Genomic DNA, 13,219 nt, shown 5'->3' on the forward strand with positions numbered 1-13,219 from the left:
ATCGCAGTCCTATAAGCTAAGGGTTATTATGAGCGCTAATGCCGCCGTTACAGCAGTAAATACCACAACCGAGTCGTCTCCTACGCTCAATACTGACCATCCATTTTGGCAAATCATTCGCACAGTACCAGACTTCCCGAAAGTCGGCATTGATTTTTATGATATTACGCCGTTACTACGCAGTCATATTAATGCCGTGATTGACGAGATGCTTGCTGTACTGCCTGCAGGTTTGCTTGATGAGGTGGATTGCTTGGGTGCAGTGGAGGCGCGTGGGTTTGTATTTGCCAGTTTGCTGGCGGGGCGCTTAGGTAAAGGCATGATTTTGCTACGTAAACCTGGCAAGTTACCACCACCAGTCGCTAATAAAGCTTATGCTTTAGAATATGGCAAAGACACGCTTGAGATGCAAAATAATTTGCCACCTGAGCGGGTATTATTGGTCGATGATATCTTGGCTACTGGCGGTACACTGACTACTGCTTATGAGCTGTGCAAGTCTGCTGAGCATACGGTGGTTGGCGCATTGGTATTGTTAGATTTGGTTGATTTACACGGTGAATTTCCTGTACCTGTCTATACGGTTTTAAAAGCTTAGAGAAATGGTTTTTAGCATAATAAAAAGCGCGCTGAATAAATAGTTCAGCGCGCTTTTTTTGAATTGGACGTATTTTACTTGTTTGTCTTAACTCGTTTTATTTTACGCTATTTAGCTTGCTGGTAATTTTTACAAGCTTGTTCGATGAGCAAGCGACTAATTGTTTTTGGTTTAGTAAGCCTAAAGTCTTTAGTGGTCAGTATCGGTTTATCTGATTGCCAAGATTTTAACACTTTATCATCAGCAGCATAATTCACGTAAGCGCGCTGATAGTAGCTTGCGTCCTTACATGAGATAAGCCATTGTTGGTCGCTATGATGAGTGCTTGTTTGTTTAGTGTCTTTCTGTTTCTGTTTCTGTTTCTCTTTAGCTTCTGTGGTGTCTTTACTATCTTTCGCCTCTCCATTTTCCTTCACACTTTTTGGCGCAGGATAGGTTCTGCGAATCGAGACGGTAATATTTTCGACCTCTTTTTCATCAATAATATGAATGTCTGAACGTTCGATAGAATCCAAATCTAAACTAAAAATAGAGCCAGTCTGACTTTTTGATACCTCTAACCAGTTTGCCGCATAGCCACTCATTGCAAGTGTACTACCTGCTAATATCACTGCTAGCCGTTTCATAATCGAGCCTTGCTTTTTGTTATATAAAGTTGTTCATCATAGCCAACTTAATAGGAGCAGGCAAATTTCTTTTATGACAAGGGGTTCACGCCCAGGCAGTTTCAGTAATGTCTGTTAGCAAATAAACCCCTAAGAAGCCTAGGACATAATTAACTAGGGTGATTAATCACGCATGGCTGCTAGCATTTGCGCAAGCTCATCACGTGCACTGATAAAGCCATCAATCCCTTTGGGTAATAGGTCTTGGGTTACCGTATCTTGCTGATAAGCGGCACTGAATTCGTCATGCGTTAAGCTGACTTTGGTCATGTCGGCCAAATCCATGGACATGCTTGGTGACAGTTGGCGCGTGACTTCAACATCCATGGCTGCCAACTCATCAATTAGATTGGGCGCGATAGTCAAAAGATCACAACCCGCCAGTGCCAATATTTGCTCAATCGAGCGGAAGCTTGCACCCATCACTTGCGTTTTATAGCCATGCTGCTTGTAATATTGATAAATGAGTTTGACCGATTGCACGCCCATATCGTCTGAAGCTGGGACGTTCTGGCGGTTTTGCTGGCGTTTTTGCCAATCTAAAATACGCCCTACAAAAGGGGATATCAGCGTCACACCAGCATCGGCACAGGCAATCGCTTGATGCTGACCAAATAATAGTGTTAAGTTACAGTGAATATTTTGAGTTTCAAGGTAACGAGCCGCTTCAATTCCTTGCCAGGTTGCTGCCATCTTAATTAAGACGCGCTCTGAGTCGATACCTGCTTTTTGATAGGCTTCCATAAAGCTGAGAGCTTTATCAATGGTGGCTTGGGTGTCATAAGACAGGCGCGCATCGACTTCGGTTGAGACGCGACCTTCAATCAACGCCAAAATATTACAGCCAATTTGAATAGTCAGCTCATCAATTACCGCATCGATATCACCGCGATGGCGACTCATGGTTTCTGACATTAGCGCTTCATTATCCGGATGAATGAGTGCTTTGGTAATGAGGCTTGGATTGGTAGTGGCATCGATGGGTTTTAGACGCGCAATGGCGGCAAGGTCGCCGGTATCAGCGACAATAGTGGTCATGGTGCGAAGCTGTTGTAATGCGCTCATCATATATCCTTGATATGGTCAATTAACGTTGTTATGTTCTTATTTAGTCGTGTTATTTAAGTGGGTTATCCATGATATTTATCTTCATAAAGTGGTTTATCATGGCAATTTTAAATGTTCTGCTTAGGGCCTTTTAAAGGTTTTCTTAAACCTATACCTATCAAACTGTATCATATATTTGAGCATCTGTAGCCTGATAGTTTCACGGCACTTAGTTGTTATAGGGCATAACTGTGCTAAGATTTATGGCAAATTGCTCATTTACGCGCATTTACGAATGGGCACTGTCGATAGTTTTTGCTATAGTAGAGCCGATCAGCTTTTTGGCTCGCGCGAAACATGAGAAGTAAGCAAGCATTTATTATTAAAATAAGCATATTGCACAGACAGTCATCGCTAACAGATAACAGTTATAAACTTTAGTAACAACATTAGAAAAAGGATGGGCGGTAATGAGTGAGCAGTCACCAGAGCAAAATGTAGACAATCTAAACCAAACCCCTGCAAGTGTCGATGAGGCTGCAACTGATAAAGCGTTTTTAAATACATTGCGCCAAAATATTGATGCGGTAGACTGCGAAATTCAAACGCTAATCAACAATCGTGCCAAACTGGCTCAGCAAGTGGCGACAGTGAAAAAAGACCACGTTGCCAATAGCTCTGACGCCGAAAAAACCAATCCTATTTTTTATCGTCCCGAGCGTGAAGCGCAAGTGTTAAAGGCAGTGATGGAACGTAATACTGGACCCATTGCTGATGAAAAAATGGCACGATTATTCCGTGAGATTATGTCGGTGTGCTTGGATTTAGAAGCGCCGCAACGTATTGCGTTTTTGGGCCCTGTCGGTACCTTTACCCATGCAGCAGCGTTAAAACACTTTGGTAAAGCTGCCGATACTGTGCCACTAAATACCATCACTGACGTCTTTCGTGAAGTTGAAGCAGGCACGGCGATGTATGGTGTGGTGCCAGTCGAAAACTCATCAGAGGGCGTGGTCAACCATACGTTAGATGGCTTTTTATCTTCTACACTAAAAATAATCGGTGAAGTTGAGCTGCCTATTCACCAGAATTTCTTAGTCGCTGAGCATACCAAACTTGATGGTTTGAGCCGTATTTACTCGCATCAGCAATCATTGGCGCAGTGCCGTCATTGGCTTGACGTCAATTATCCTAATGTCGAGCGTGTGGCTGTGTCGAGCAATGGTGAAGCGGCGCGTCGTTTAAAAAACGAGTGGCATTCAGCGGCGATTGCAGGTGATGTGGCGGCGGCAGAGTACGATTTACATAAGCTTTACTCAAACATCGAAGACAATCCAAGTAATACCACGCGTTTCCTCATTATTGGTCACGAGGCGATTGCGCCATCGGGTCAAGACAAGACCTCAATCATGGTTTCGGCGCATGATAAAGCGGGCGCCCTGATCGAAATCTTAAAACCATTGTCCTATCATGGCGTGTCGATGACCAGTATCGAGACGCGTCCTGAACGTCCTAATAAATGGGCTTATGTGTTCTTTATCGATATGGATGGGCACATTGAAGACGCAAATGTGAGCGCAGCTATCGCTGATATCCGCCCATTAGTCAAAGATTTGCGCGTACTAGGTTCTTATCCAAAAGCAGTATTGTAAAACTGATTTAATCAAATTGTTTATCAAACGAATAACAGGTATTAACGAACAGTAGATGCGTTATCAACTCTAAGGATAAATCATGCAGTCATCTCATTCGACAGAGTCAAATTTATCACCGCTTGTGCCTGCCTATGACAGTATTCTAGAGCTGATACCTTATCAGAGTGGAAAGCCAGTTGAAGAGCTGACACGTGAGTATGGCGTCTCAGATGTGGTAAAACTTGCCAGTAATGAGAACCCAAGAGGCTGCTCACCGCACGTTACGCTGGCGATTACCGAACAGTTGGGTCAGCTGGCACGTTATCCTGATGGCAATGGTTATTATCTAAAACAAGCGCTTGCTGATTTTAACGATGTCCGTGTCGACCAGATTACCTTGGGTAATGGCTCTGATGATTTGCTTAATATTTTAGCACGTAGCTTTGCTGGTGCTGACGATGCCATTATTTACAGTCAGTATGCTTTTATCGTTTATCCGATGCTGGCTAAAATGCAAGGGGCGACAGGCATAGAAGTACCTGCTCATCGCTTTGGTCATGATCTAAAGGCGATGAGTAAGGCAGTTCAAGACAATCCTAATACCAAAATGGTGTTTATCGCCAATCCTAATAACCCAACCGGCACCCAGCTTGCGCATCAAGAGTTGCAAGCGTTTATGGCCAGTGTGCCACGCTCGGTATTGGTGGTATTAGATGAAGCCTATATCGAATATAGCCCTGAGAGTAATAATCGGGCGCTGTTAGATGAGTTTGATAACGTGGTCATCGTACGTACCTTTTCCAAAGCTTATGGACTGGCGGGCTTGCGTGTTGGCTATGCGTTAAGCTCAGTGCCAGTCGCTGATTTACTCAATCGAATTCGTCAGCCATTCAATGTGAGCAGAGTGGCGCTAGCTGCTGCCGCTGCGGCGCTTAACGACCAAGATTTCATTGAAAAAACGAGGCTTACTAACCAAGAACAAATGCGCTGGTTAGAAAAGCAGTTTGATGCCTTGGGACTAGGGTTTATCAAGTCGCATGCCAACTTTATTATGGTTGAAATAGAAGTCGAGATGGAAGACATAACAGCGGCTTCTATTCATCAAGCATTGCTAGAGCAGGGCGTTATCGTGCGTCCATTAGAAGGTTATGGTTTGCCTAATTGGTTGCGTATTACAGTAGGGGTAGCAGAAGATAATGTGCGCCTCATTGATACCTTGCGCTCAATCTTGACTGATGACTTATAACTAATAAAAAGTGAGCTATCTGTTGCTTGATAAGCAAATCATTCGATTAATTATTCAATTTTATGACGCCAATATCAGCTTGCTTTATGCATAGTGATGCTGGTTTGTTGAAAGAGAAACGCCGTGAGTCGCCAGAAAAATAATATTAGCAATATCCATACTCAGCCGCCGTTATTTAAACAAGTTTGTGTCATTGGTCTAGGGCTAATTGGTGCTAGCCTTGCCCAAGCCATCAAAGATAATGGTTTAAGTGAGCGCTTGGTGGCGGTTGATAAACATGAGCCAAGCATCGACGAAGCCATTCAACATGGTTTACTAGACGCGGGTAGTGCGGTATTAAGTGAAGTGGTATCTAGCAGTGACCTAATTATCATCGCCGTACCAGTGCAAGCGGTGCAAGCCGTATTTGTCGATATAAAGACCGCCATGGATCATGGACAGCTTGCTGCTGATTGCATCATTACAGACGTCTGTAGTACTAAGGTTAATATTATTGAGGCCGCAAAGTCAGTATTTACCTCTCTACCAACAGGTTTTGTACCCGCGCATCCGATTGCTGGTGCGGAAAATTCAGGCTATCATGCTAGGCGCGCCAATTTATTTGTCAATCATAGCGTGATTATCTGTGAGTTGCCAACGACCAATGATAGCGCCGTTTTTAAGCTGCGCCAGTTATGGGAAGCGGTAGGCGCAACTGTTATGTCAATGGATGCCGCGCATCATGATGCTATCTTAGCGCATACCAGTCATTTACCGCATCTGCTGGCGTTTAATTTGGTCGAGCAGCTGGCGAGTCATGATGATAATTTAGATATGTTTCGTTATGCAGCGGGCGGCTTTCGCGACTTTAGCCGCATCGCTGCCAGTGACCCTAAGATGTGGCATGATATATTTTTTGCCAATCAAAGCGCGATTATAAGCGCTCTTGACGAGTATGGCGTTTATCTACAGAATATGCGCCAGCTTATCATTGATAAAGATTCGACCGCCCTCATGGGGCTTTTGGGCCGCGCGCAAGCCGCACGGCGACATTTTGGCCATATGTTAGCCAGCACCCCTTATACGGATACTTCTGCCATGTCAGCTTCTTATAATATTACTCCTAGCAACACCGTCTCTGGCACCATTACCATTCCTGGTGACAAGTCTATCTCGCATCGCAGTATCATGCTTGGTAGCCTTGCGACAGGTGTCACCAACGTCACAGGGTTTTTAGAAGGGGAAGATGCACTTGCCACTTTGCAAGCGTTTCGTGATATGGGCGTGAGCATCGAAGGACCTGATAAAGGCAGATTGACTATTCATGGCGTTGGTATGAACGGTCTAAAACCAAGCAAAACGCCATTATACATGGGCAATTCAGGCACTAGTATGCGTCTGCTTGCCGGTATCTTAGCTGCACAGTCATTTGATAGTGTATTGACAGGTGATACCAGTCTAAATAAGCGTCCGATGGAGCGTGTAGCCGCGCCTTTACGTGAGATGGGTGCAGTCATTCAAAGCACCGGTCATAATGGTGCCGCGCCGCTGAGTATCACTGGTCGTGACATTGTTGGCAAGTCGCTCCAAGGTATGGAGTATGATATGCCAGTCGCATCTGCACAGGTTAAGTCTTGCTTATTGCTAGCTGGACTTTGGGCAGAAGGCACTACAACAGTCATTCAACCTGAAGTTAGCCGTGATCATACTGAGCGTATGCTCTCAGCCTTTGGCTATCCTGTGACTGTTGATGGCAATCGTGTCAGTGTCAAAGGTGGCGGAACGCTTACAGGCGGTGACATTGCAGTCCCTGCTGATATATCCTCTGCGGCATTCTTTATGGTCGCTGCTGCTATCAGTCAAGGTAGCGAGCTAACCCTTACGCAAGTCGGTATTAATCCGACACGTACCGGCATCATCGATATTCTAAAGTTGATGCAAGCGGATATCAGCCTGAGTAATGAGACTCATGTCGGCGGCGAGCCGGTGGCAGATATTACCATTCGTAGCTCAAACCTAAAAGGTATCGAGATTCCAGAACACTTAGTACCTTTAGCAATTGATGAATTTCCAGTATTGTTCATTGCTGCTAGCTGTGCAGAAGGTCGTACGGTGTTAACCGGTGCGAAAGAGCTACGCGTGAAAGAATCAGATCGTATTGCTGTCATGGCAGAGGGTCTACAAACGTTAGGTATTGATTGTACGGTTACCGAAGATGGTCTAATTATTGAAGGTAAGGGCAGTAATGTTGACATTAATGAAGTGAATAACAGCCAGCCAGTCTTTGGCGGCGGACATATTACCTCACACCATGACCATCGTATTGCCATGAGTTTTGCGGTTGCAAGCTTGCGTGCCTCTAAGCAGATTACTATTGAAGGCGTTGAAACCGTCAATACCAGTTTCCCAGGATTTGCTGAGCTTGCCAATCAAATTGGTATGTCTATTCAAGTGGATAAGGGTGCGGCTTAGACCCTAAAAGACTATTCACTTGATGAGCACTAGTATTGGCTTTTGTAGTGTTGGTTTCGCAATTCAATGAAGTCCATAAGGTTAATTATTAACCTTGACGTAAAAGTTGTTTTTTCAAAGTTATTGTCGTGAGCAATGTGTTGATACTTAACGGGTATTAACGCATTGCTTTTTACTTTCTACCCTATATGTAGTAACCCTGCGCTCTTACCGCTAAGTTTTCATTATTGATAAATAATAAATAAGTAAGGTCGCGCTTTGCTCTAATTTAAGTTGTCTTGTCTTATGACCACTCAAAATGTTGTCAAAAAACCAGTCGTTCCTATTAAAACCACACGAAGTGGTATCATAACTGCGCTGATCGCTTTTTGTATATGGGGCGCATTTCCTTTATATTTTAAACAATTAGCCGCTTATAACGCCACAGAAATCATCGGTCATCGCATTGTTTGGACGTTTGCCTGTTTGCTTATTGTCGTAGTCGTGACCAAGCGCTGGCAATGGATAGAGACTTTAAAGCGAAATCCAAAGTGGATAGGATTGACCTTTTTGTCAGGTATTATTATCGCCACCAACTGGCTGACTTACGTATGGGCGGTTAATCACGATCAAATACTTGAGGCAAGCTTAGGATACTTTATCGGACCGCTCGTTGGGGTGGCGCTATCGATGATTTTATTCAAAGAGCGCCTGCGACCTTTGCAATGGGTCGCGATTGGGTTTGCGCTATTATCTGTGGTCATTCAAGTAGTGATGCTCGGTAGCTTGCCATGGTTATCACTTATTCTTGCTTTTAGTTTTAGTACTTATGGCACGATTCAGCGCCAAACGCCACTGACTGCAGTCGATGCAATGTTTGTTGAAACAACGATGCTGGTACCTATATTTATTTGGTGGTTTTGGCAAGCGGATGTTGTGAGTAGTCAGCTGAGCTTTTGGTTTACGCCCAATATTTGGCTGTTGATGCTGGCAGGTCCGATTACTTTAATACCGTTACTGTTATTTAATAGATCGACTAAGCTAGTTGCTTATAGTATTTTAAGTTTTATGAATTATCTGACGCCGACCTTTATTTTCTTCTTGGCGGTATTCTATTATAAAGAGCCTTTTGACTTAAACCGTTTAGCCGTCTTTGGTTTGATTTGGCTCGGGCTATTATTATTCAGTATTGATTTGTGGCGTCATCGTCCTAGTAAAGCGTTAAAAGCTGAGCGCTTGCGCGAAGAAGCGTTGCAGCAGAGTAAGTGAAAAACAACAAAGTAAATAAAATTTCGAGCTAAAGACTTAAATTAAAAATCTCAGTTAAAAAATTAATAATTAAGGATGAGCGCATGTTTAGTACCGAATCTGATGTGGTATTTGTCAAAGGCTTAACAGTAGAAGCAGTTATCGGTGTTTATGCATGGGAGCGCGCTATTACGCAGCCGCTCCTGATTGATATTGCGCTTGAGACGGATATTAGTAAAGCTGCTGTTTCAGACGATGTTAAGGATGCGCTGAATTACAAAGCGGTCTGTGACGATGTGAGCGAATGGTGCCAAGCAATTAAGGCGCAGCTGCTTGAGCATTTGGCCGGTCAAATTTCTGATAAGCTACTCGCAAAATACAACTGTCATAAAATAACGTTAAGCGTTGCCAAGCCGACTGCTATCAAGCAGGCTGATGCGGTTGGAGTGCAAATCACACGTTATGCAAAAGCCAGTACTGACAAGCCAACTGCAAGCAACGGCGATGACGTTTAAGATGCATAAAAATTTGGCTAATTTGAATCTTGAGGGCTTAAAAAATTGCGCGCCTGAACAGCTGCAAACGTATTCTGTGACGGCGCTGCTATTGGCTTTAGGTAGTAACTATCAAGCACAAAAACACTTAGCCCGCGTTCGAGAGACGTTAGCCGATTTAGGTGAAATACAACTCTCGACGGCTTTTCAAAACCCTGATTTTACGGCAACACCTGAGCTGCCAAAACCTGATTATACCAATCAGTGTGTTTATTTAGCCCTTACATCCGCCATGACCTTGCAACAGTTGCAGCAGACTTTTAAAAAGTTTGAAAGTGATTGCAAAAGGCAGCGTTTAACGGAAGCGCAAACGTCAATAAAACGCCCGATAGAAACAGTCACTATGGATATCGACATTCTACTGATAGAAACTGCTTTTAATAAGAATAGCCTAAGCAAAAAAGAAATATCCAAAAGCCCAAAGCAATGGGTAATCATGGCGGATAGATATCCATTTAAGGCGCATGAAAGAGCAGGAGTTGAGGAATTAATTTCGAATGGGCTTTAAAGAGGTTAAATTAAGCGGCTGAAATTTTATTAAGAATTAAGCTATTGAAGGCTTAGTATTCGATAGCTTAGTATTTTTCTGAAAAAAATCTCAAAATAAAAGCTAGGCGAAATGCCTAGCTTTTATTTAACTCACATGGTTTAGATTGAAAATTCTTATTGCGCCGTTAAACCACCATCAACGATAAACTCCGAACCTGTTGAGTAGCTTGAATCATCTGACGCTAAGAATAGCACCATGCCGCTGACTTCTTCTGGCTGAGCCACACGTCTCATCGGAATAGTTTTGGCAAAAGCTTCAACCGCATCTTTGGTATCGCCTTGCATAATCATCGGTGTGGCAATGACGCCTGGATGAATGGAGTTCACGCGAATGCCATGAGGGGCACACTCTAATGCTGCCGCTTTGGTCATACCGCGTACCGCAAACTTAGAATCGGTATAGCCAATTGCACCGCCAACTAAGCCATTAATCGATGAGATATTGATGATAGAGCCTTGTTTGGCTGCTTTCATGGTTGGAATGACCGCTTTCATGCCTAAAAATACTGACACTTGGTTAATCTCTAGAATCTTGCGATACTCTTCTACTGAAGTATCTAAAATGGATTTGTGAGTGGTGATACCTGCATTATTGACCAAGACGTCAATACGTCCAAAACGCGCTTCAGTCTGCTCAACGACTTGCTTCCAATCTTGCTCGCTAGTAACATCATGCTTAATAAATAGCGCATCAGCGCCAAGCTCTTTAGCCAAGGCGTCGCCTTTATCAGAATTGATATCGGTCAAGACCACTTTCGCGCCTTCTGCCATACATAAACGCGCATGAGTTTCGCCCATGCCTTGGGCGGCACCAGTGATAATGATAACTTTATCTTGTAAACGAGCCATAAGTTTTCCTGTTTTTTTAGTTATGAATAATGAGAGAGTATAGGGCAGAATCGCTAAATACTCCTTAGTAATTATGAAACCAAAAGTCAATGCTTTATGTTTTTAAAAGATAGCTTTAAATAATGCTTTTGGCTGACTTTTTTAAATAATGTAGTGAGGAAATAATGTACAACGACATATTAAATTTCTGTTTTAATGAGGCGGGTAGTGAGAAGTTTTTCGAGAAAGACGAGGATTTTGATAAATTACTAATAGAGCGATACAGTGATTTGCTTGAGCAAGTAGCGGCGTCAGAGCTATACGAATGGCGATGTAATATTCAGGGTAGGTTGGCTGAAATTATTATATTGGATCAATTTTCGCGCAACATTTACCGTGACACGCCAGCGGCTTTTGCCCAAGATGCGATGAGTCTCGCGCTCGCGCAAGAAGCGGTTGCTGCCGGTGCATTAGAGGCGCTTGAAACGATGGATGAACGTAAGTTTTTGTTGATGCCTTATATGCACAGCGAATCAAAACTGATTCATCAGCAAGCAGAAAAGCTATTTAAGCAATATACCAATGCAGACACCGTGGATGCTGAGCTTAAACATAAAGTTATTATCGATCGTTTTGGTCGTTATCCACATCGTAATGACATTTTAGGACGGGTTTCGAGTAGTGAAGAAATAGAGTTTTTGACCCAGCCTGACTCATCTTTTTTATAAATGTTGTCTGTTAACTAGCTAGTCGATAAAGCGCTGCTTATCAATTGGTTAAAATAGAAAAAGAGGCTGTTTGGCCTCTTTTTTATTCAGTATTGACGACAGCTAGCAGATTACTTCTGCTCAGTGCCTATATCTTCCATATCAGTACGACCAATCACATCCAAGTCCTCTAAGCACAATTTATCGTATTCCTTTTTGCAAAAATCCGGATCTATTTTGCACATAGCGGCTTGCAGTTGGTCGAGTCGATTTTCTGACTGCTGAATATGCTCGAGCATTTTAGCAAAAGCTTCAGCAACAGGATCTTGTGAAGAGGGGTCAATCCCATAAGCCTGAAACGCTGTCGCTCGTGCTGTGCTAGAAGCGGCGCTTTTAGCCTGATGATGAGTAGTTGTGCCTGCTTGCGCGGCTTTTTCTTGTTGTTTGGCGTCGTCTACTTTGGTCGTAATAGGATTGCCTTTTTCGTCATGATGGTCTGAGATCATACGGGCGGCACTACCGACCATCGTCGCACCGGCTGGCACTGCTTTTACCACCACGGCATTTGAGCCAATTTTAGCGCCTTTACCGACCGTGAAAGGCCCTAATACTTTGGCACCGGCACCGACAATGACACCGTCTTCTAAAGTAGGATGACGTTTGCCATTATTCCATGAGACACCGCCAAGGGTCACGCCGTGATAAAGCGTAACGTCGTTGCCAATCTCAGCCGTCTCACCAATCACCACGCCAACACCATGATCAATAAAAAAGCGCTTACCGATTTTTGCAGCAGGATGAATCTCAATGCCAGTGACGATACGCGAGCCGTAAGAAATCACGCGCGCGGCAAGTTTTTGCTCATTTTGCCAGAGACAATGCGCGCCACGATGTAAAATGAGGGCGTGGATGCCAGGGTAGGTCAAGATGACTTCTAGGCTATTACGCGCTGCAGGGTCGCGATTGAATACCGCTTCAATATCTTCTTTTAGGTCTTTTTTGATATTGGCAAGCGATTTGAATAAGGTGGTTGGCAATGACATAAAGCGTCCTATTGTTTTGTAATGACAATCTCTTTAGTTATAGCAGTTTCGCCGTACAAAATATAGCAATGAGTGATAAATTAAAACAGAGGGTCTGTAGATAAAACGCCCATTACCGACGATTTATCGGTGACAAGCAGGTGTCATTTAGCTGTCACTGGTCACATATTTTAGCAGCTCGACAACCTGTTCAGGCGTTTGCGCCCATGCCATTGCTGCCGCATCCACTTCTTTCAGCGGATGAATAATATCTTCAGCATGCAAAGTAATATAAGGCTTGCCTAATGCGGCGCAGTAGCCCGCGTCAAATGCAGCGTTCCATTGTTTGTATTTATCACCAAAGCGAATGATAGCGATATCACATTTTTGAATCATATTTTTGGTTCGAATGGCATTAACCTTTGATGACTGATGGTCGCGCCAGAATCCATTGTCATTTTCACCCAACACATCACCAGCCGCGTCGCTGGCTTCATGGTCAGTCACGGCGGATGTAAAGGTAATAGCAAGACCATGGGCTTTCGCACCTTGCATAATTTTCTGCCGCCAGTCGGTGTGTATCTCTCCAGATAAATAAACAGTCCAGTTCACTGTTAACTCCTTTTTATTATTAAACCATAGAACTTGTAGAACATTAAGGCTACTGCTGCTAACACCAAGCACTCAATGC

General features: G+C 43.6%; 13 protein-coding genes. 8 read left to right on the plus strand and 5 right to left on the minus strand.

The features are described 5' to 3' along the window. Window positions 1-28: 28 nt before the first annotated feature. Entirely contained in the window at window positions 29-598 is a 570-nt protein-coding gene (locus AC2FA3_RS02255; RefSeq protein ID WP_490508118.1) for an adenine phosphoribosyltransferase, read from the plus strand. A gap of 107 nt (window positions 599-705) precedes the next feature. Here AC2FA3_RS02255 and AC2FA3_RS02260 read toward each other — a convergent pair whose 3' ends face one another. Together AC2FA3_RS02260 and AC2FA3_RS02265 are read right to left on the minus strand one after the other, a co-directional pair. After that, a complete protein-coding gene (locus AC2FA3_RS02260; RefSeq protein ID WP_490508119.1) occupies window positions 706-1,224 on the minus strand; it encodes a hypothetical protein in 519 nt (172 codons plus the stop codon). A 162-nt stretch (window positions 1,225-1,386) separates the two neighbouring features. Continuing rightward, window positions 1,387-2,328 (minus strand): transaldolase, encoded by a 942-nt coding sequence (locus AC2FA3_RS02265; RefSeq protein WP_490508120.1) that lies wholly within the window; start codon window positions 2,326-2,328, stop codon window positions 1,387-1,389. Between the two features lie 452 nt (window positions 2,329-2,780). Here AC2FA3_RS02265 and pheA point away from each other — a divergent pair, with 452 nt between their 5' ends. From pheA to AC2FA3_RS02295, 6 genes are all read left to right on the plus strand, one after another. Continuing rightward, window positions 2,781-3,962: a prephenate dehydratase gene (gene pheA / locus AC2FA3_RS02270; protein WP_490508121.1), complete on the plus strand. Its 1,182-nt coding sequence runs from the start codon at window positions 2,781-2,783 to the stop codon at window positions 3,960-3,962. A gap of 82 nt (window positions 3,963-4,044) precedes the next feature. Beyond that, the gene (gene hisC, locus AC2FA3_RS02275; RefSeq protein ID WP_490508122.1) at window positions 4,045-5,190 is read left to right on the plus strand and encodes a histidinol-phosphate transaminase; all 1,146 of its coding nucleotides are present in this window, start codon (window positions 4,045-4,047) and stop codon (window positions 5,188-5,190) included. Between the two features lie 123 nt (window positions 5,191-5,313). Beyond that, complete coding sequence (locus AC2FA3_RS02280; protein WP_490508123.1) at window positions 5,314-7,641, plus strand: bifunctional prephenate dehydrogenase/3-phosphoshikimate 1-carboxyvinyltransferase; 2,328 nt, start codon at window positions 5,314-5,316, stop codon at window positions 7,639-7,641. A 285-nt stretch (window positions 7,642-7,926) separates the two neighbouring features. Further along, window positions 7,927-8,889 (plus strand): EamA family transporter RarD, encoded by a 963-nt coding sequence (gene rarD, locus AC2FA3_RS02285; protein WP_201542997.1) that lies wholly within the window; start codon window positions 7,927-7,929, stop codon window positions 8,887-8,889. A gap of 83 nt (window positions 8,890-8,972) precedes the next feature. Further along, window positions 8,973-9,383: a dihydroneopterin aldolase gene (gene folB / locus AC2FA3_RS02290; RefSeq protein ID WP_490508124.1), complete on the plus strand. Its 411-nt coding sequence runs from the start codon at window positions 8,973-8,975 to the stop codon at window positions 9,381-9,383. Next, the gene (locus AC2FA3_RS02295) at window positions 9,331-9,930 is read left to right on the plus strand and encodes a 2-amino-4-hydroxy-6-hydroxymethyldihydropteridine diphosphokinase (protein WP_490508125.1); all 600 of its coding nucleotides are present in this window, start codon (window positions 9,331-9,333) and stop codon (window positions 9,928-9,930) included. The genes folB and AC2FA3_RS02295 overlap by 53 nt, the downstream gene beginning before the upstream one ends. A 155-nt stretch (window positions 9,931-10,085) precedes the next feature. Here AC2FA3_RS02295 and AC2FA3_RS02300 read toward each other — a convergent pair whose 3' ends face one another. Next, entirely contained in the window at window positions 10,086-10,820 is a 735-nt protein-coding gene (locus AC2FA3_RS02300) for a glucose 1-dehydrogenase (RefSeq protein ID WP_201542995.1), read from the minus strand. 164 nt (window positions 10,821-10,984) lie between these two features. On the opposite strand from AC2FA3_RS02300, the gene AC2FA3_RS02305 reads away from it, so the two are divergent. Beyond that, a complete protein-coding gene (locus AC2FA3_RS02305; protein WP_490508126.1) occupies window positions 10,985-11,527 on the plus strand; it encodes a DUF924 family protein in 543 nt (180 codons plus the stop codon). A 110-nt stretch (window positions 11,528-11,637) separates the two neighbouring features. Here AC2FA3_RS02305 and cysE read toward each other — a convergent pair whose 3' ends face one another. Together cysE and AC2FA3_RS02315 are read right to left on the minus strand one after the other, a co-directional pair. Then, window positions 11,638-12,549, minus strand: a complete 912-nt coding sequence (gene cysE / locus AC2FA3_RS02310; protein WP_490508127.1) for a serine O-acetyltransferase — start codon at window positions 12,547-12,549, stop codon at window positions 11,638-11,640. A gap of 147 nt (window positions 12,550-12,696) precedes the next feature. Further along, window positions 12,697-13,140 (minus strand): YtoQ family protein, encoded by a 444-nt coding sequence (locus AC2FA3_RS02315; RefSeq protein ID WP_490508128.1) that lies wholly within the window; start codon window positions 13,138-13,140, stop codon window positions 12,697-12,699. Window positions 13,141-13,219 lie beyond the last annotated feature (79 nt).

Source organism: Janibacter sp. CoH_79_TC_3 (assembly GCF_058197955.1).

What these genes read in the sequence shown, in the direction of transcription:
- AC2FA3_RS02255 (WP_490508118.1), top strand. Translation starts at nt 29, where the DNA reads ATGAGCGCTAATGCCGCCGTTACAGCAGTAAATACCACAACCGAGTCG.
- AC2FA3_RS02260 (WP_490508119.1), bottom strand. Translation starts at nt 1,224, where the DNA reads ATGAAACGGCTAGCAGTGATATTAGCAGGTAGTACACTTGCAATGAGT.
- AC2FA3_RS02265 (WP_490508120.1), bottom strand. Translation starts at nt 2,328, where the DNA reads ATGAGCGCATTACAACAGCTTCGCACCATGACCACTATTGTCGCTGAT.
- pheA (WP_490508121.1), top strand. Translation starts at nt 2,781, where the DNA reads ATGAGTGAGCAGTCACCAGAGCAAAATGTAGACAATCTAAACCAAACC.
- hisC (WP_490508122.1), top strand. Translation starts at nt 4,045, where the DNA reads ATGCAGTCATCTCATTCGACAGAGTCAAATTTATCACCGCTTGTGCCT.
- rarD (WP_201542997.1), top strand. Translation starts at nt 7,927, where the DNA reads ATGACCACTCAAAATGTTGTCAAAAAACCAGTCGTTCCTATTAAAACC.
- folB (WP_490508124.1), top strand. Translation starts at nt 8,973, where the DNA reads ATGTTTAGTACCGAATCTGATGTGGTATTTGTCAAAGGCTTAACAGTA.
- AC2FA3_RS02295 (WP_490508125.1), top strand. Translation starts at nt 9,331, where the DNA reads ATGCAAAAGCCAGTACTGACAAGCCAACTGCAAGCAACGGCGATGACG.
- AC2FA3_RS02300 (WP_201542995.1), bottom strand. Translation starts at nt 10,820, where the DNA reads ATGGCTCGTTTACAAGATAAAGTTATCATTATCACTGGTGCCGCCCAA.
- AC2FA3_RS02305 (WP_490508126.1), top strand. Translation starts at nt 10,985, where the DNA reads ATGTACAACGACATATTAAATTTCTGTTTTAATGAGGCGGGTAGTGAG.
- cysE (WP_490508127.1), bottom strand. Translation starts at nt 12,549, where the DNA reads ATGTCATTGCCAACCACCTTATTCAAATCGCTTGCCAATATCAAAAAA.